This is a genomic window from Chitinophaga horti (genome assembly GCF_022867795.2).
Taxonomy (GTDB): Bacteria; Bacteroidota; Bacteroidia; order Chitinophagales; family Chitinophagaceae; genus Chitinophaga; species Chitinophaga horti.
On sequence record NZ_CP107006.1, the window covers coordinates 3,137,181 to 3,156,192 of the forward strand.

17 protein-coding genes are annotated in these 19,012 nt (G+C 50.2%); 4 read left to right on the forward strand and 13 right to left on the reverse strand.

Features of this window, described 5'->3' with window-relative positions:
* Positions 1–29: 29 nt before the first annotated feature.
* The 3 genes from MKQ68_RS12595 to MKQ68_RS12605 all read right to left on the reverse strand — a co-directional run bounded on the left by MKQ68_RS12595 (position 30) and on the right by MKQ68_RS12605 (position 1,853).
* Positions 30–590 carry a sigma-70 family RNA polymerase sigma factor gene (locus MKQ68_RS12595; protein WP_264283609.1) on the reverse strand — a complete coding sequence of 187 codons (561 nt, stop codon included), beginning with the start codon at positions 588–590 and terminating at the stop codon, positions 30–32.
* Between the two features lie 99 nt (positions 591–689).
* Positions 690–1,136, reverse strand: a complete 447-nt coding sequence (locus MKQ68_RS12600; protein ID WP_264283610.1) for a GNAT family N-acetyltransferase — start codon at positions 1,134–1,136, stop codon at positions 690–692.
* 87 nt (positions 1,137–1,223) lie between these two features.
* Positions 1,224–1,853 (reverse strand): NAD(P)H-dependent oxidoreductase, encoded by a 630-nt coding sequence (locus MKQ68_RS12605; RefSeq protein ID WP_264283611.1) that lies wholly within the window; start codon positions 1,851–1,853, stop codon positions 1,224–1,226.
* Between the two features lie 95 nt (positions 1,854–1,948).
* Here MKQ68_RS12605 and MKQ68_RS12610 point away from each other — a divergent pair, with 95 nt between their 5' ends.
* Positions 1,949–2,326 carry a winged helix-turn-helix transcriptional regulator gene (locus MKQ68_RS12610; RefSeq protein ID WP_264283612.1) on the forward strand — a complete coding sequence of 126 codons (378 nt, stop codon included), beginning with the start codon at positions 1,949–1,951 and terminating at the stop codon, positions 2,324–2,326.
* Positions 2,327–2,368: 42 nt separating this feature from the next.
* On the opposite strand, the gene MKQ68_RS12615 is transcribed toward MKQ68_RS12610, so the two are convergent.
* Positions 2,369–3,355: a c-type cytochrome gene (locus MKQ68_RS12615; RefSeq protein ID WP_264283613.1), complete on the reverse strand. Its 987-nt coding sequence runs from the start codon at positions 3,353–3,355 to the stop codon at positions 2,369–2,371.
* Between the two features lie 137 nt (positions 3,356–3,492).
* Here MKQ68_RS12615 and MKQ68_RS12620 point away from each other — a divergent pair, with 137 nt between their 5' ends.
* The 3 genes from MKQ68_RS12620 (at position 3,493) to MKQ68_RS12630 (ending at position 5,298) form a co-directional block, all read left to right on the forward strand.
* Positions 3,493–3,852: a DUF4180 domain-containing protein gene (locus MKQ68_RS12620; protein ID WP_264283614.1), complete on the forward strand. Its 360-nt coding sequence runs from the start codon at positions 3,493–3,495 to the stop codon at positions 3,850–3,852.
* Positions 3,853–3,985: 133 nt separating this feature from the next.
* Positions 3,986–4,492 carry a hypothetical protein gene (locus MKQ68_RS12625; protein ID WP_264283615.1) on the forward strand — a complete coding sequence of 169 codons (507 nt, stop codon included), beginning with the start codon at positions 3,986–3,988 and terminating at the stop codon, positions 4,490–4,492.
* Positions 4,489–5,298: a TlpA family protein disulfide reductase gene (locus MKQ68_RS12630; protein ID WP_264283616.1), complete on the forward strand. Its 810-nt coding sequence runs from the start codon at positions 4,489–4,491 to the stop codon at positions 5,296–5,298. The genes MKQ68_RS12625 and MKQ68_RS12630 overlap by 4 nt, the downstream gene beginning before the upstream one ends.
* Here MKQ68_RS12630 and MKQ68_RS12635 read toward each other — a convergent pair.
* From MKQ68_RS12635 to MKQ68_RS12675, 9 genes are all read right to left on the reverse strand, one after another.
* Positions 5,241–6,695, reverse strand: coding sequence for a catalase (locus tag MKQ68_RS12635; RefSeq protein ID WP_264283617.1), 1,455 nt, complete (start codon positions 6,693–6,695; stop codon positions 5,241–5,243). The two genes, MKQ68_RS12630 and MKQ68_RS12635, sit on opposite strands and share 58 nt — an antisense overlap.
* A gap of 130 nt (positions 6,696–6,825) precedes the next feature.
* Entirely contained in the window at positions 6,826–8,310 is a 1,485-nt protein-coding gene (locus tag MKQ68_RS12640) for a TlpA family protein disulfide reductase (protein ID WP_264283618.1), read from the reverse strand.
* Between the two features lie 5 nt (positions 8,311–8,315).
* Positions 8,316–8,633 (reverse strand): hypothetical protein, encoded by a 318-nt coding sequence (locus MKQ68_RS12645; protein WP_264283619.1) that lies wholly within the window; start codon positions 8,631–8,633, stop codon positions 8,316–8,318.
* Positions 8,626–9,165, reverse strand: coding sequence for an RNA polymerase sigma factor (locus tag MKQ68_RS12650; RefSeq protein ID WP_264283620.1), 540 nt, complete (start codon positions 9,163–9,165; stop codon positions 8,626–8,628). The genes MKQ68_RS12645 and MKQ68_RS12650 overlap by 8 nt, the downstream gene beginning before the upstream one ends.
* Positions 9,166–9,172: 7 nt before the next feature.
* Positions 9,173–9,514, reverse strand: coding sequence for a DUF6249 domain-containing protein (locus tag MKQ68_RS12655; protein ID WP_264283621.1), 342 nt, complete (start codon positions 9,512–9,514; stop codon positions 9,173–9,175).
* A gap of 81 nt (positions 9,515–9,595) precedes the next feature.
* The gene (locus MKQ68_RS12660) at positions 9,596–12,211 is read right to left on the reverse strand and encodes a sensor histidine kinase (RefSeq protein WP_264283622.1); all 2,616 of its coding nucleotides are present in this window, start codon (positions 12,209–12,211) and stop codon (positions 9,596–9,598) included.
* 205 nt (positions 12,212–12,416) lie between these two features.
* The gene (locus MKQ68_RS12665; protein ID WP_264283623.1) at positions 12,417–15,053 is read right to left on the reverse strand and encodes a DUF6055 domain-containing protein; all 2,637 of its coding nucleotides are present in this window, start codon (positions 15,051–15,053) and stop codon (positions 12,417–12,419) included.
* A gap of 291 nt (positions 15,054–15,344) precedes the next feature.
* The gene (locus MKQ68_RS12670) at positions 15,345–17,057 is read right to left on the reverse strand and encodes an RluA family pseudouridine synthase (protein WP_264283624.1); all 1,713 of its coding nucleotides are present in this window, start codon (positions 17,055–17,057) and stop codon (positions 15,345–15,347) included.
* Positions 17,058–17,169: 112 nt separating this feature from the next.
* Complete coding sequence (locus tag MKQ68_RS12675; RefSeq protein ID WP_264283625.1) at positions 17,170–18,936, reverse strand: hypothetical protein; 1,767 nt, start codon at positions 18,934–18,936, stop codon at positions 17,170–17,172.
* Positions 18,937–19,012: the final 76 nt, after the last annotated feature.

Below are 19,012 nucleotides of genomic sequence, written 5' to 3' on the forward strand. Positions count from 1 at the left end.
CTACCCCCCAAAGCGGGTAAAAAAATATTTTATAAGAGCGTAGACCAGAAATGCATTTTACCCAGCGCGATGCGTAGTTTCCGTAATACGATCGTCATCTGGTTCTCGACGGTTTTTTCACTGATCCCCAGTTCGGCAGCGATTTCGCGGTTGGAGCGGTACTCGTTGCGACTGAGGTGAAAGATACGGGCCGAGCGGTCGGGTAAGGCTGCCACCACGGCACTTATTACCTCCCGAAGTTGTTTTACTTCGAGACTGTCGTCTGTAAATTGTTCAGGCGTTGCGGCCTGGCTGGCAAGGATTTCCGCACGTCGGCGGCTGTTTTGAATACTGCGGGTAAGACGGTACTTGACCGCAGTGCGCAGGTAAGCGCCCGGTTCGGAGACCTCCAGGCTTTCGCGGTTGGCCCAGAACCAAACGAATATCTCCTGGATGGCATCGGCGCATTCCGCCTCGTCTTTCAGGATATTGAACGCATAACGATACAACCCCTCCGCGTAACGGTGGTACAATTGTTCAAAGGCCGCCCTGTTGTGCTGCCGGATGAGCAATATGAGTTCATGATCGCTATGAGCGGTGTAAGTAGACATGCGGGCTGGTTGGTGCAACGAAATTAGAAAAGATGGGGCAGAAATAAAAGATAGAGGGATGGAAATGTTGCTGTACCGGTCTTTGCCTTCAGGTGGAGTCTATAAGGGATAATCGAAATGCACAACATCTTCGCGTACTCCGCCCGTGGCCCGGTAGAAGCCGATAGCATGCTCATCCGCCAGATCGGCCTGTACGAAGAGGTACCTGCTGCCGAGGTGGCGGCCATATTCTCTGAGTTCGCTGATCAGTCGTTTGCCGAGTCCCCGGCGTTGAAAAGCCGCTTCCACGGCGAGATCATAGATATAAATATCGGCAGCCTCATAGTATACGGAAGGCATGAGGTGCGCCGTCATGCCAGCCAGCACGTTATCATGTTCATCCATGGCGATGAAGAAAGCCATTTGCGGATTGCCCAGTAATCCCTGCAAATAATCATCCGAAGGCATTTGAGCGACAGGCGTTTCGAATACGCGCTCGTAGACGTTGAGCAGTTTTTTAAGCACCGCTACGTCGCCGGCACCCAGCTTCCTGTATTTGATTTCCATATTACAAATTACGGAAAACAAATGAGGGGCGATGCGGGGCAATGATTAAAATGGCAGGTACGTGTGCACCTGCCGTTCATTTTTATCCTATACGTACGTTACAAACTCCTCTTTATCCGTGCGCACCTTCGTCTTATTCACCAGCCAGTCATTCGGTTCGTCGCGGTAGCCCAGGGTGAGGATCAGCACACTCGTAAGCCCCTGCTCCTTCAATCCCAGCAAGGCATCCAGTTCAGCAGGCAGAAAGCCTTCCATCGGCGTGGCATCTACGCCTTGCTCGGCGGCCGCTGCGATAGCGAGACCGAAAGAGATGTAAGCCTGTTTGGCAGTGTGGTTCGCGTGCCATTGCTGGCCGAGCGGTTCATACAGGCTCCAGATGCGTTCTTTGTAGTCGTTCATCATCTGCGGGTCGGTATCGCGCTTTTCCGCCAGGTGTGCAAACACGCCATCGATGCGCTCTTTCGTGTAGCCATCCCATGCAGCAAATACCAGCAGGTGCGACGCCTCTACGATTTGCGGCTGGTCATAAGCGATCGGGCGAATCTTTTCCTGCAGCGCTTTATCTGATACCACAAAAACGCGGTAAGGCTGCATGCCGGAGGAAGATGGTGCGAGACGCGCAGCTTCCAGTATATAGTCCAGTTTGTCCTGTGGGACAATGTTTCCGTTCATTTTCTTAGTGGCATAACGCCAGTTGAGATGTTGTAACAAGCTCATAATCAATTTCCATTTGTTTCGACAAAATTACCGTACCTTTACTATCTAAAGTATATTACTACCCTGTGAGATAGCACTATACTAAAAGATAGTATATGGAAACTAAGACGCACAAATGCTTGTTGACAGGAGAATGTTCTTCCGCGATGCGCGCGGTACAGGACGCCATACACATCCTGGAAGGCAGGTGGAAAGTACAGATCATCGTATCCCTCTTCTTCGGCACCAAACGCTTTAAAGAGATTTCCCGCGACCTCCCCGGCATCACCGATAAGATGTTATCCAAAGAATTGAAAGATCTGGAAACCAATAAACTGGTGAAACGTACCGTGCAGGACTCCTTCCCTCCCCGGGTGGATTACGCGCTTACCGAGCACGGACAAACGTTGCGGACGGTGATCTCTGAGTTGAGCCACTGGGGGTATGCACACCGCGAGGAGATTATGGGTAAGAAGATGGCGGAGGCGGTGTAAAAAAGGGGCCGCCAGTGGGGTTATGCAGGCGGCCCTGGGGAATTATTTAGCTGCTTCGTTCAGCGCATATCTTACCACCTGGTGGTTGATAGGCTTCACGGTGGCCAGATAGGCGTAAATCGCTTCCAGGTCGGCAGTCGTCATGCCGCCGTACATGGTCCACGGCATGGGAGTATTAAGCTCTCCCTGTTTTACTTGCACGGGCGTAAAGCCGCTATCAGCATACGCTTTGAATCTTTGTACAAATGCTTCTTCAGACCAGCTGCCAATACCGGTAGCTTTATCAAATGTGATGTTCGGTGAACGCAGCACGCCGGCAGGTTGTTTAAATTCCATACCGCCGCCAAACTCCGTACCCGGCACTACTTTTCCTTTATCGGTCTGGCTGTGACAATCCACGCAACCGGTAGCATTGATCAGGTATTTACCGTAAGCCACTTTATCAGCAGGATCGGGACGAGTAGTGAAATTGTTTTTAGCAGGCATCGTGTTGATGAGGATGTTCACCGGGAAATCCGCTTTGGAAGGCGGCACTTCATTGCTGACAGGCGGAATGGTGCGCAGGTAAGCGATGATGCTGTATACATCTTCCTGGTCCATCTGGCCGAACCGGTGATATCCCATCACGGGGAAGAGCGCTTTGCCGTCTTTATTCACGCCCGTCGTTACCGCGCGGAGAATCTCTCCGTCTGTCCACTTATCCAGCTTAAACGGCGTGATATTAGGTGCATAGAAAGCACCGGGAAATCCCATGTCCTGGTTGAACGCCTCTCCTCCACCGCCCATATTTCCTTCCTTCATTGGCGCGGCAAACAGGCGCCAGTCGCGGGTACTGTGACAATCCATACAAACTGCTACGTGATGCGCGAGGTAACGACCGCGCTCGATACGCTCGGGCGTGCGTTCGATGTTGATGTCTGGTGCGGGGCCAACATTGGGCAGGGCGGTTTTAACATACGTACCGGCACCTATTGCGCCAAGCACGATCACTAACAAGATGATACCTGTGACCTTAAAAACTTTTTTCATGATAATTGAGTTTGGTGACTGGCCGGGGCCGGGTCAGGGAATTGGATGCAAAATTATACCGTGGTAACGGCCGTGTATTGAATAAATGCGACAATTTTCGAGTTGTTGGCGATCCGGGATAATCATTATCTTTCGGCATGAACATTACCGTTACAGAAATAGGAACGAGCCGGATACTGGAAGTACAACCCGGATTCATCTTCAAAGAAACTGGCGACATTATGGACCTTGTTGGCAGCGCCATGGGGCATAGCGCCAGCAAAGTGATCATTCTTGAACAACAGCTCCCTCCTGTCTTCTTCAACCTGCGCAGCGGCGTGGCCGGCGAGTTTCTGCAAAAATTCGTGAACTACCGTATCCGGGTAGCGATCGTTGGCAATTTTGATAAGTTTAATAGCAAGGCATTAAAGGATTTTATCTTTGAAAGCAATAAAGGTAAACAGGTGTACTTCGCGGCTAATATGGAAGATGCGCGGCAAAACTGGCACAATAAATAACTGACTCACGACGCGGAATGGCGACAAGATAGAAATAATATGGAGATTTTTCTTCTTTCGAAAGATCTTTTCGAGATACAAATAAGCTGACTAACGGGCAATACTAACCGTTAGGCCGGCGTTTATTCAAGCTATGCATTTATACAGATCCCTCTGCCTGTTATTGCCGCTTGGCGGCCTCTCCCTGTGCGCCGATGCGCAACATACGACCGTATTGAAAGGTAAAGTGCACGGTCGCGACAGTAAAGCGATCTACCTGATGTTGCCGAACCAGTCGGTCCGATCGGCGAAGAATGTTGAAATACCTATCCGCGACGGGCGGTTTGAATACAAGATGACAGCCGGTCATTTGCAGGCCTACGAGTTGATCTTCAAGGAAGAAGCAGATGTGGGTACTTACCGGTCCATCATTTTCTTCCCGGATTCAGCGGTGGTAAATTTTGATTTATATACGATGGAGGAGGCCGATAACAATGTTGTTACCGGTGGGCGCGTCAACCGTGACTATTACAAGATGGATGCCTTCCAGGAAAGCGTTTTCCAGCGCATCCGCGACGACATCTTTTCCCAGGAGCATTCGCTGAAAGATCAACATCGCTTTTTTCGCCTGTATATGACTCATTACAGCGAAAAGCCATGAAGGAGAAGGACATAGATGTGCGACAAACTTACTGGAACCAGGTTAACCAGCTAAAGAAGCGAAACGAGCACCTGACTGCAGCAGGCCATGCATGGACGACGCGCTATGACAGCCTGAAACAGGCAATCGCGAACTGGAAGTATGATTTGATGGCCAAAGACCTCAACCTGGCTAACTTCTACCGGTTATATGACGACGTGCTTTTAAGGGCTGCCAACAACCGTCAACTTCTTGAGCCCATCCGGAAAACGTACGCAAAATACCTGGAGCGGTATCCTCAGCATCCATATTCACAGAAGATACAGGACGGCCTGAGCGGTTTGCTACAAGTGTTTCCGGGCAATCCATACATTACCTTCCATGCTACCGACCTGGCCGGAAAGGATCAGCCGATCGCACCATACATCAATGGCAAATTCAGCCTGATCGACCTCTGGGGATCCTGGTGCGGGCCCTGTATCGCCAAGTCGCGTATGGTGGTTCCCCTGTTCGAAAAATACAAAGACAAAGGCTTCGCCGTCGTGGGCGTGGCGCGGGAGTTCGACAATACAAAAGCGCTGGAGCGCTGCTTAAAACGCGAACAATTCCCGTGGCCCCAGCTTGTTGAAGTGAACGACCGGCACGGCATCTGGAACAAATACGGGGTGCAGAACAATGCCGGTCTGTTCATATTGATCGATGCCCAGGGTAAAATACTGGCCATCGATCCTACGCCGGAAGAACTGGCGCAATACCTGCGGGTACTGGATCAACCCAATACTTCATCGATCGCTATGCCCAGCGCATCTGCCACGCCTTTACCATAAGCCGGATCGGCCTTATAACAGTTACGGATATGCCGGATCTTGATGAACGTTTGCGCCGGACCGATAGCCGCAGCCGTATTGCTGAACAGTAGCACCTTCTGCGCATCCGCCATCAACCGGAACAGGTTGCCGGGCTGACTAAAATAATCTTCATCCTCGCGGTGATCCCAATGAGCGGCATCACCGTTGATCTTCAGGGGCGGCTCGGTGTGATCGGGCTGCTCATGCCATTGATTAAAACTGTTAGGCTGATAGGAAGTGGTGCCGCCATAATTACCATCCGTGCGCATAGCGCCATCGCGGTGATAAGCATGGTACGGGCACTTCGGTGCGTTCACCGGTATCTGGTGATGATTTACCCCCAGGCGATAACGCTGCGCGTCGCCATAGGAAAACAAACGACCCTGTAACATCTTGTCCGGCGAAAACCCAATACCCGGCACCACCTGCGCGGGATTGAACGCCGCCTGTTCCACCTCCGCAAAATAGTTGGCAGGGTTCTGATTCAGCGTCAGCTCCCCTACCGGTATCATCGGGTAATCGCCATGCGGCCACACCTTGGTGAGATCGAAGGGATTAAGATGATAGGTATCCGCCGCTGACTCTTCCATTATCTGCACGTACATCTTCCATTTAGGAAAATTCCCTGCTTCAATGTTTTCATATAAGTCACGCTGGTGGCTTTCGCGGTCGTTCCCGATAATGGCAGCCGCCTCCTCATTCGTGAGGTTCGCTATGCCCTGCTCCGTTTTAAAATGAAACTTCACCCAGAACCGTTGCTGTGCAGCGTTGATAAAACTGAAAGTATGGCTGCCGAATCCGTCCATATGCCGATACGACTTAGGGATACCGCGATCGCTCATCACGATCGTTACCTGGTGGAGCGCTTCCGGCAACAGCGTCCAGAAATCCCAGTTGTTATCGGCACTGCGCAAGTTGGTGCGCGGATCGCGTTTTACGACATGATTGAGATCAGGGAACTTCAGCGGGTCGCGCAGGAAGAACACCGGCGTATTATTGCCCACCAGGTCCCATATTCCTTCTTCCGTATAAAATTTGATCGCGAAACCGCGGATGTCCCGTTCTGCATCCGCCGCTCCCCTTTCGCCCGCTACGGTGGAGAAACGAACGAACAATGGCGTTTGTTTACCTACCGCGTTAAACAGCTTAGCTTTCGTATACTGGCTAATATCATGCGTAACCGTAAACATTCCGTAAGCCCCTGAGCCTTTGGCGTGCATCCGTCTTTCCGGTATCACTTCCCGGTCGAAATGCGCCATCTTTTCGAGAAACCAGGTATCCTGTAAAAGCGCCGGCCCGCGTTTGCCGGCGGTCATGATATTTTGGTTATCCGGTACCGGTGCGCCGGTGCGGTTGGTGAGTTTGTTCTGCTCCATACTGATTCGGTTGTATTGAACAAAAGTGCGTTAAATGCGTGGCGGCGGCAATGGATATATGCGGGGAATGGTGGGTGATGTTATAGCATATTACAGACTGTAAAATGATAAGCTTGCACAGGAATCGACTTTAACGCAATACGTCCATCACTTCCCGATACAACGCCTCCCCATCGCCCGGCCGCTTCGCTTCCTTCACCACAATCTTGCCGGCCTTATCAACAATCACATACCGCGGATAACTCCTGTCTTCTTCCTTCACGCCTAATGCATCCCACACCATCCCGATTTCCTGCTTATTCATGCGAATATGTTCACCGGCCACATTGTTCACAAGGATGAAATCACGCCACTTTCCATCATCGTCATCCTCATCCCTTGCGATGTAAAGAAATATCACATCCTTGCCTTCGAATCTTTTTTTCAACGCTGGCCCGTAGACCATTTCCCGAATGCATGGCGGGCACCAGGTTCCCCAGAGATCGATCAGTACGACTTTACCGCTGTAAGGTGCGAGTATTGCGTCCATCGAGCTGACAGACTGGTAATCGGGACGGATGCGAATCTGACGGCTGCCCGCATTGGCATCGCGTGCAAGTTTCACAGGCGCATACATCGCAGCCGCATCGGCCAGCAGCTGTGCATCTTTCGTGTGCTCCCGGATGAACGCGAGCAGTTGAGTCGCTTCCTCCAATTGACCGGTCCGGCAGAAGCGATACAGGACGTTATTCATATGTCGCTCCCAGGCGTAGGGAGGCAAGAGTGCACGCAGCTGTTTCGTGAATACAGGCACCTCGCTGCTGCTTTCTACCGCCTTGCGCAAGACGGCCATGCTGGTACCCGTAGTCGCCAGGAACAGGCTGTCGTTACGGGTTTTCTGATAGGTATAAAAGGCTTTCCAGGCTCGTTGAGAAAACAGCTCGGCAAGATAGGCATTGGCTGTATTACTGACCGCAAGTTCTTCCGCTGACGGTACGGGAAAATAAGATTGTACGGTGTCGATGAAACGCAAGTGAAAAGCTTCGCGGTTATGGCCACGATTTAACCAGTATGCCAGGTCGCCTGCTATCGCTTTAGCATAATAGTATTTTACTTCTGTACGCACAATCTGCCTTACTGACTCCGGCAATGCTGCACGCTGTACCAGTTGTTGTACGGAATCCATCATATGAAGCATCCCGGGCAGTTTAAAGCGAATGATAGAGTCAATAGGACTTGCCGTGTAACCGGTTTCTTTAATAAAGGGCAGATGCTTCGTCGTTTCCAGCTTCAGGGAGGCAATGAGATCATTCTCTGGTTGCGCGGTGCCGGAAAACGTGCATTGTCCGTGATTCAGGGCAATATCCAATGACCTGCCAGGACTCAGTAATATCAGCTTACGCCGCTCCTCCTCTCCCAGCCAAAGCCATTTGGGGCTTGCAGCAGCGATTACCTTATAAAACCGGCCGGCTGTATCCGGTTCTAAAAACACAGTATTCTGTTTCCAGTATAAGCCGTCATAGGTATCGGATACCGGAACGGGATGCGACGGGGTAATAACACCGGAGAATGACAGGTGTTGTGCATGACTATCTAACCCGGCCAGCAGGATCAATGAGAGACATATTTTTTTCATGAAATTTATTGCGTTTGAGACCTGGGCGTTTGTTGCACCAGGTAGTTAATGCCTGCAAGTAATAAGCACACGTATACGAGCCTGGCGGTTAACACCAGCCGTTCACTACCAAATGCGGGCAGCATACTTACCAACCCGGTTGCCAGGCCGCCCAGTACAGCGCCCAGGATAAAAAACACCCACGACAGCTTCCGGTAACGGGCAGATGCGCTCTTCACAGCACGTTCCTTCTGAATGCGCGCCATGGTACGCTCTTCGAAATCACGAAACGGCATATTCAGCCGGCCGTATTGCATCAATTCTGAAAAACGTTGCTCATTCATGTTTCAGCAATTTTTTAAATACACTCAACATATTCTTGCGGGCGCGGTGCAGGATTACTTTTACATTGGCTTCACTCCAGCCGGTTATATCGGAGACGCTTTTTATAGGTTCATCTTCGAGATAAAACAATCTTAAAACCACTGCTTCCTTCTCGGTCAAACGCTTCAACCCCTCGTTGACCAGCCAGGCCTGTTCGTCCTCACTCATCTTCGCCATGGCATCATCATCTGCCAGCTCTTCATCATATCCAGCCTGAAATTCAATCCATTCCTTTTGCTGTTTCTTACGTTTCGCAAACGCAGCATTCAATACGATGCGATAAAACCATGTTTTAAAGCTCGACTTACCTGCAAACGAACCCAGTGATGCGAAAGCTTTCACAAATGCATCCTGCGCGGCCTCTTCAGCCAGAAATTCATCCTTCAAAATCGACATAGCGAGCGAAAACGCCATGTCCTGGTAAGTTCGTAGAAAATACCGGTAGGCATCCGTATCCCCGGCCAGTACCCTGGCCACATACTGATCATCCATCCACCGCTTAGTTTTTGGGTTTTGACAAATGGTTGGCTATTATAAGAGCAATACCACCACACAAGCCAAGGATGCTGATCGGGATTGCCCCGGAACGTCCCAGCCTTTCAAACTCCGCAAGAATACCTATCAAGGCTAATCCTATGCTCAGGCCTATCACCACAACCGCCAGTTTGAACAACGCTTTCCGGGCATTCGGGCGGGCACTTCCCTCGGCATCCGGGTTCATCCCCTTCTCGATCATCAGCAGGCGTTCCTTATGCCGGGCAGTATGGGAAAAAAACCAGGCAAGGAAAATCAAAATACAGCTGGTGAAACAAAGAAGACTGAAGAGGTCGCGAATTTCCATGTCGATTGTGTGACTTTTTATATATTGGATAGCGCATCAAGGGAAAAGGTTACAAAAATCTTTTGCTTATGCAAGAAAAAGTCAGATCCCTGGTGCAACCACTACATCCGCTGGGAACCGCACTGTTATCACCGCTCCACCCTTGTTCTCCATCTGCAAGGTGCCGTCAATATCGTTCACCAGTCCTGTCATCAAACTCATACCCAAAGTAGACTCCTCACTCCCTTTTTCCTCGAAGCCTTTACCGTTATCAGCGATCGTCAGCACTAAATGTTCGTCCTCTTCCACCAAAGTAATGGTGATGACACCCGGACCATTAAATGCGTACTTAAAAGCATTGGTAACTGCTTCGTTCAGGATCAATCCTATCGGCAAGGCCTGGCTGATATTCAACACCACGGGAGCCACATCCATCACAAAATGCACCTGCTGCTCTTCGGAATATTCGCGCAGGTAAGCTACCAGTTCCTGTATATATGCGCGCATGTCTACCACGCCGGCGTTTTCGGACTGATATAACTTTTGATGGATGAGCGAAATGGCATTCACCCGGCGCTGACTGTCCCGGATAGCGGAGATGGCCGCATCGTCCTGGAGATAAAAGGATTGGGTATTCAGGAGACTCATCACCACCTGCAGGTTATTTTTTACGCGGTGATGTACTTCTTTGAGCAGCCAGTCTTTCTCGTGCACCAGCTTTTCGAGGCTTCTATTTTTTTGGGCGATCACATCCCGTTGGTGTTCCAATTGCCGGTTAATGCGCCTTTTCAGGCGATAGCGGTTGTAGCTGAGTGCGAGCAGTAAGGTGAGTAACACGCCGCCTACGACCACCAGGTCGCGGGTATGTTGGGTTTGCGCCAGCAGTTTTTTCTGTAACAGCCATTCTTTATTTAACAGGCCGTAGGTGTCCCGGGTGTGCTTCAGCGAATCGCCCTGCTGTTTGGCGCGACTGATGGCGGCTTCGATGGACTGTTGCTGGATATCGATTTGCTGTTTTGCGGCGAGCTGCGTTTTTTCAAACAGGGCTTCGCGCAGCAATGCCCTGTCATTAAGCCAGGCTATTTCACGACCACGTTCCGCTAACATCCTTTTTTGCCGTTCAGTTGCATATTGAATATTCAATTCTTCGGCCTGCCTTCCTTTCTCCAGGTCATAGGCGCTATCACTCAGCCTTTTATACCGGATATGATGTTGTAAAGCAGCATAATAGTTCCCCCTTGCAGTATCTAACTGGAAATACATCCTGGCCAATGTTATCCGACCGTTGATAGGTATTTTACCCTGTGGCAGGCTGTCGGTCCTGGCCAGGTAGCCTTGCGCCTCTTCCCACTTTCTTTCCCGCATACTGATTATCGCGAGCCCGGTATAGGCATCCAGCAGTAAATTAATATAATCATCGCCCAGTGGCACCGGTGGAGGAACGACCATCAGGTAATGCCTCCGGGCCATCTCCGGGTTGTTATTGGAGAGATAGAATTTAGCGATCGCAAAATCATACTGCAGCTTCGCCACGGGATCGGTAATCGGTGAGGCCGCAAGCTTACCAGTCAAATAATCAATTGCTGCCGCAGGACCTTTCGACTTTCTGACCAATAAGGATTGGGCCAGGATGTAAAACCAATCGTTCCCTTTGTAATCCGGATTATTACCGGTGATGGCAGCAATAGCGTCGTAGGCAGACTGTCCCCTGCCAAAAGCCATATGTACATCAGCCAGGCGTCCGCGAAGGTAATTATGTACAGTACGATCTTTATCTATTACCAGCGAGGTATCCAGGGCAGCAGTCGCATAATACAGCGCACTGTCTGCATTGGCTTTTATAAGATGGACTTTGGACAGCAGGTCGAGTACCTGGGGGCGACGGGCCCACCCGGAGGGAACAAATTTATCATTGGCCTCACGCAGCACGGAATGCGCCTCTTCGACCCTACCGCGTCTCATCCACTCTTTGCCCTGGAGATATAACCAGCCCGACAACTCCTCTTTCCTGCCCAGTCGCCTGGCGAGTTTCACGATCTGTTCACTAATATAAATCCTGGAAGGATAAACGGTGTCTTCCGGCGGTAGAAAACCAGCCATCGTGATCCAGGTAAACAGCTCGTTGCCCGGATCATTCCTGGTACGGTGATAATTGGCCAGGTGAAGTACATGTTCCTTTGCTTTCCCGAGTTCGCCTGCCAGCAACTGTCCCCTGGCCAGGAAGTATTCAGCTTCGTTCACCACATCCGGCAAACCGGCCTTCCTCGCAAACTCCTGCATCTGCTTCGCGTAAAACAACAGGGTGTCTGCATTTCGCCGATCCCCGATGCCCAGGTAAATCCAGCAGATATTCTTTGCAAGATAACAACGATAGACTAAGTCTGCTTCGTTCCAGCGAGCGATGAGGATGTTGGGATTACGTGCTTCGCCCGCCACATCCAACTCCAGGTCCCGGGCAGCCAGCAGGCCTGACGGGTAGCCAATCACCTTCGCCGCTTTCATCGCATTCCCGACCAATACAGTGGCAGAATCTAAGTCTGCCACGCGCTCGCCGGGCTTCCGCAGGCAACGCTCTGCCAGCTTCAGCATTTCCTTTACCAGCAAAGTGTCTGTAGGCCCATACCACGCCTTGCCCTTCATCAGCTGGTCACGGCTGACGGACTGAGCGAAAAGTGGCAGATAACAACTACCGAGCAGGCATAAAAGAAACAGCTTCATGGGGGATTAATTTCCAAATGAGATATGGACACACGCACCTACGCTATCACCCGGTAGGTACGGAACAAATATAAATATTAGCGCCTGGTTGTGCGACAATATTTGCGGGGGCAGGATGCACAAATTATCGAAGCTATTGACGATATCCCCAATACAAAAGCAGCCGGGCGAATACCCGGCTGCTCCATTATGCCCGCAGGCGCTATCAGCGGTTCAATATCACCTTACCGGTCGCCCGGCCCGACAATCCTTCCGCGTTGATGAGGAAAAGTCCGCTGCCGCCCGCAACTTGTGATTTATTGAGTTTCACGGTACGTTGCTTCAACACATTCTGTTTAAACACCACCTTGCCCTGCACATCAAAGATCGAGATCGTCACATCTTCTTCCGGCTTGAAGCCCGTTAAGTTCACCTGGAACGCAGACTGCACCGGGTTCGGATACACCGTAAGACCTGCCTCCGATGCTACTGCCGTCACTTTAGGCGCCACTGCTATTTCAGACATCAGCGACGATGCCGGCGTGCCCGTTACCCGCCATTCGAGCAGCCCGGTGGATTGCGTCGTATTTAACATGTTGATGCGCAGCCGGTCCGTCGTAACATTCGGCACCGCCAGCGTATTGAAGGCGTTTTTGGTTAAAGGCACCGCCCCTACGTTCACCCAGGCATTCGTGCTGGTATTGTAATACTGAAGCGTGGCCGTTGTTGGTGTTAACACGCCTCCATTGTCATCAAACCAATATACCTGTACACTGCTGATCGTGTAGCTGGCTGGCCAGGTATACTGCACCCATTGGGTGGAGTTAGGATTGTTCCAGTTACCGTAGGCGCCGTTGGATTTATCGTTGGAATTAGCCGGCGTAAAGCCGTCGTTCAGCGCGGCAATCGTTTCCCAGGGCGACACGTAGGAAGTAGTAGCAGTGGCCAATGGGGCGATGTTGCCGGGCACTGGTCCGCCGCCGCAGCCGATGGCCGTCCATGCCATTTGCGCGTCGGAGAAGTTGGAATAACTGCTGTTGATGTCGATATTGGAGCTGTGTGTGGCACCGAGTCCGTCGCAATTGTTACGGCCGTTGTTACCGTGTGGTGTTTGCAGGTAAGTGCCGCCGGTAGAACAGCTGCCGATCTCCGCATCGCCGCCCACGATTACGTTGGAGCCGCCATACGTAACGCCGTATCCCCAGCCATTTTCTTTGATGATCGCATTACCCGATACTGTACTATTGAACAGTACCGCCGCATCGGTCACCTGGGCGGTACCGGAGTAATTACCGCCGTACACATTACAATTACCGGTAAAGGAAACCGAGTTACCGGCCGTCACGTTTTGCAGTCGGGCGGTACCATTTACCGTTACGCTGCCCGTAAGGTTAGACGTGCCCACTACCACCGCTTTCGGCCCCACATACACCGAGGCCGCTACCGTGGCCGTACTGGCTACCCAGCCGCCTCCATTCGGATGCGCGCTGCCCGGGTACAGCGCCTTCAGATCGGCGCGGAAGTTTGGCTGGTAACCTTCCGGCATGGCATTTTCGATACGCAGCTCGTACGGATAGCGGTGAATACGCGGATGACCAGGCTCCCATACATAATCGTGCTTGGCCGTAGGTGCGCCCATCACCACGAGATACAATTTGGAAGATGCATTCGTAAGCGTGTAGGTAGCCTCGCCATCGGAGCTGGACTGCGTAGCGCCGTATACCGATGTGGTACCGTTCGACAATACCTCCACAAAACCCCAGCGCCAGCCTGCCTGGCCGTTCACTTCGGTATGGCCCTTGAACTTCACGTGCACCGTGTTGGACGAACAATTAGGATGCAGCGGAATAATATTCATTCCATAATCCTGCGGGGCCATGTATTTGGGAACGATGTACCGGTTAGTGGTGGCACTGATTTGAGTGAGGATCGTATGTTCCCGCCAGAGCCAGTGATTTTCCGCAGCGGAGGTTTTGTAGATGTTGATCTGCGCCCTGATATCCGCCCCAAAACCCTGCGCGGGATAATCGAAATTTACTTCACGTTTGGCGTAGTCATACATATTCGTACACAATTGTGCCTGCGTCCACCCGCTGATGCGCCGCCATGTTTCCATCGCTGTTTCGTTGGCATTCGATTCGCGCCAGAGGCGGTTCACGGTGTTTACGCCACCGAAGTTCTGCTGGATGTTCATCAACCATTTAAAAGTGCTGTAATGGTGACGGGTAGAGGCCAGGTGAAAATGGCGGGTCATCAGCCAGCGGGGTAAATCATCACTCGCGAAGGTAGGATACTGGAGACAACGCATATAGTTGGCATGTGCTTCCCAGAAGAAGCCAGCCGGCTCATAGTTATTGAAGCCACCGCCAGTCGGCTTAAAGTCAATACGGTTCTGACTCTGGAACGCGTGCGCCAGTTCATGCGCAATCACATAGGGGTCGCGTGTAGCGTTAGGATGTATCCACATCGCGCCGATCATTTCATCGTATGCACCGCCGAAAGCCCAACCCGTAGGGCCGCCGGCGCCGTTATAGGTATCATTCATCACGATGATCATCTTGTACAACCCCAGCTTACCAGAGCCATCGTGAAACCCAACGGTATTCACAAAGTAATTGTAGCTGGCTTCGAGGTTAGCCGCTATCGCCGCGGGATCGAAACGCAGATTCGCATCTGCATAAGTAGCGGGATTAGCACCTACTTTCGCGCCCCAGAAAATCACGAAGTTAGTAGATTCATACTTGTAATTAGGGTTCCATTCATTCCACGGAGCAGAGCTAAATTGAGTGGGATAGTACACGCTTTTACTATAAGCGGTCCATCGGATCGACAAGAAAAGGATAATGAGCAAAAGTTTTTTCATGTTTCGAGATTTTGGGTTTGAGAAAAGGAATAGCGCAACTCATCAAACGTTGATGAATCGATATCGATAACGGGCACAATGCGTCCTTACTGTGTGTGCAGTTATTTAAACAAAGTTGTCTGTAAATGAGGTGTCGAAAATGACCACTTGCCGTGCTCTCAGAATAAATAAGTGGAACGTCCGGCACCGCTCATAGTGCGCAGTCAACATAGCGCCGGATAATACAAATGTCTGCCTTTAGAAGCGGAATCGGGGTATAGATTTTAACTGATTGTATCCATAATTTAACCGCTAAAATGCCTCCGGCACTTCAAAGCTGACAGGAAGTTTCGTAACAGGATGTATAAACTGAAGATAGGCCGCATGGAGGCACATGCGATCCGCCCCGGTGCCATAGAGTTCATCGCCGACGATGGGCGTGTTCAAGCCCAGTTCATGCGCAGCGTGCATGCGTAACTGGTGTGTTCTGCCAGTGAGCGGCCAGAAGTCAATGCGCGTCGTATCCGCATATCGCTCCACCACTTTCCAGTTCGTCACGCTGCGTTTGCCATTCACGAAACATACCAGCTGCCTCGGACGGTTTAACACATCCCCATACAGTGGCAGATCTACCTGCCCTTCGGATGGCCCGATCACGCCCGACAATATTGCGCGATAACGTTTAGTGACCGTACGTTTGAGAAACTGCCGCTGGATGTCCTTATGTGCTTCCGGCGTTTTAGCCACCACCAGCAACCCGGAAGTATCCATATCGAGGCGGTGAATGATGCCTGGTTCCACCTCTCCCCAGGCCTGCTTCAGGCGACTGTACACAGAATCTGCCACATTGATGCCGGGCACGGAACGAAGTCCGGGCGGCTTGTTCACTACGACGAAGCTATCATCTTCAAAAACGATATCCAGCGCCAATCCTTTTTCGGGTGTTTGCAGCAGCGGATTATCATCCACCGCCATGCCTTCGAGCATATGTTCGAGAATGGGCTTACACTTGCCCATGCAGGCCGGGTAAAACTGTTTATGTTTCCTGATTTCGGAGGTAGGCGCCGAGCCCCACCAGAACTCCGCCATGGCGAGCGGCTTGTAACCATGTGTAAATGCGAACTGCAGCAACTTAGGTGTGGCACACTCCCCTGCCCCTGCGGGCGGTTTACCGAATGCGGTAGGTGTAAATATCGCTTGCAGACTTTTACTTTTACCTGCAATATTGAGAAAGGAATAAGCTTCGAAAAGGCGCTGCTGCAGGGCGGCCGAGCGTTCTTTACGTTCTGCTTTTAAGTCGTCCAGGTGGTAGGCTGACAAGTCAGCTTGCATGGCAGCCAGCCGCTGTTCCCATTCCGCGTGCAGTACATTGAAAAGGTGTTTATCGCGCAGACTTTGTTTGATAAGATCCGCCTCGAATATTTCATAGTCAGCCTGACTTAACAGCGGCTTTTGCTGGAGACGCAGTTGTTTCCGCCGCGCCTTGTTTTGCTTCAATACTCTTTTTGCTTCGGCGATGGCTTTCTCATATTCACTTTCTAAAGCCTGCATGGAAGCTTTTAGGAAAAGATATTTTTCGGAGGATTCGATGTCTTCTATTTTCGTATTGATCTGGCTGATATTAGCCTGCTCTTCCAGGAAGAAGCTGCCCTCGGCGAGCATATCGAACACGGGCGGCACAAACTCCCCGTGATCGTTCGTACCGGCCAGCTTGCCGGAGAAGCCGGATAAGTAACCCAGGCGGCCCTGTGCATCCTGTACCACCAGTACGCCGAACATTTTCCCGATAACGAGGCCGTCCTGATCTTCTTCCAATCCGAAGTTATGATCAAGATCGGTTTGCTGCTCCAGGCGGCGTTGCAGGTCTGCCGCGGCTAAGCGGGCCAGCGGATGCGGCTCATAGTAGAAGGGAAACGTGAAACGTTCGGGGAGTGAAGTTTCACTCACCGACTGCTCCGGGAAATAGGTGATTTTGTGCTGCGTATCGGAATGCTCCACCTGGTTTGCGACTGATTTAGGCGGCAAAATTAGGGGTTTTCGGGGTAAAATTGAGACTGGAAGTATTAGGGCACAAAAATGGCCGGCGGCGCTAAGACGATATTGCCGCCAGCCAATCACGAACCACATCACGAAAAATTCATTGCCTACACCAGATGAAAACTTTGACATTTCGCTCTACGCAACTATTACGAAGGGTACTTAATAGCCAAAGAATAGGCAGAGTGGCAGTAGCTGCTTTCCGCCCTGCTTTCAACTCCGTCAACTCGTGCGTAATTCTATCTTTAGAGATGAAATTCACCGCTAGTATGACCTCATGATCACAGTTCGGATTATTTAATGTCGCTAAAATGTCCCCTTCGATATCCCCGGCATTCCCCGACCTTATTCGCGTAATACTAGTGTTACTATAGTCACTATTCCAAAGGGGAATTTTCGTGGTAACGCCCTCCTGATTTGTAAAAAAACTCAAATTTTTCAGCGCCTGACCTATAACTTCCTGAAAAGCCGAAGCCGAGAAAATCCTTTTACTAACTTTACCGTGTATCAACTGAAGTTTTTTCCTTGAAGTAACCGTCAGATAATCAGCTGCTTCATAACCTAAGTCATCCAAGACCAAATGATCAACAGCAGGAAGCAGTATAGATTCAAGAAGATTAAAAAGTGAACCATCAGGGAACATCGTATCTGTCTGAACGATTGCGCCTTTTTCAGAATCTACCATTTCTAGTCCGGGCACTGCGACAAACATGTCTAAAAAGCTATCGATATTGCCAAGTAACTTGTTGTCTTTATAAAGGCTACCAGACGCATAGAATATATCTGGTTTGTCAAAATTAAGATTAAACAGCCCTCTTCTGTTAATAAGACTTAGCAAATTTTCACTTGAGTTTTCGTCAAAGATCAAGTGAATATGCTTTAACAAATCACTTGACAGCTTATAACTCCGAGACAGACAATCTAATTTTAACGTTGGGTCCAATCGAGTCACTATTTTTAAAACGCTGCCGCCATTTTCTTTCTTCACCGCTAAGCAACTCGACAAGCGACTTAAATAGTCCATGACAGAATATGGCAACACTACATCTCCATCGTTGCCTCGGTAAACAAGCTGGGGTCGGGGGTTAGCGTGTAAATTAATGTACTCTACAAACTCGTGGACCAAAAACAAGAAATGAGTAGGCGATATTCGTTTAACATGTGTCCTAAAATCAAGCGGAATCGCGAAATACTCCAAAAAGCTATGACGAACCACGGGCAAACTGAAACGCTGAATGGCATCGAATACAAGTGCAACATATCCCATAAAATCGACTTTAGTGTTGAGTATATTAACCTTCGACGTATTACCTGTAATACTATACACTTCTCCTCTAGTGCGATGTTTTACGTTGCTCAACAATTTTCCGCTTAATGTTAAAGCTGGCATTACTTCCTGCAAACGTCTTGCCTCAAAAGATTGCCGTTGCATTGTACGATCATTAGTGGAGATATTTTTCGCCACAGCCTTTTCAAAATCACTCGTCGGGTCTAAATATGCACCAGTAAGCACTTCCTTATCTAATCGCTCAGTGTAATCTTCTAGTAAGGATGTTATGTCTTTTCCGCCCGATTTACTAATAATTAAATATGTACCAACTTCTAGGATGAGCAGGTAACTATGCCCTATGCTTCGCTCTGGACCTGAGCTTAGAAAATGAGGTAACCCTTCCGTCCTAAATTCTATGTAGGAGACGTAAAAATCCTCTCCTTTAAATTTCGATTCTACGCGAATATCTTTCTCAAGCGCGTGACCAATTCTTGCCGATGCGGCCTCGTCAAGACAGCTTTTAATTATTGCTTTAGGTATTCGTCTAATTACTTTTAGGTACCGGGCTTCACCGGAAAGCAGGAGTCGATTTAACATTGCTAGTTAAAAAAAATTTAAGTAAAGAGTTTACAACCGTTTGTCTAAAAAAGTGGAGATTAACTATAATTCGACC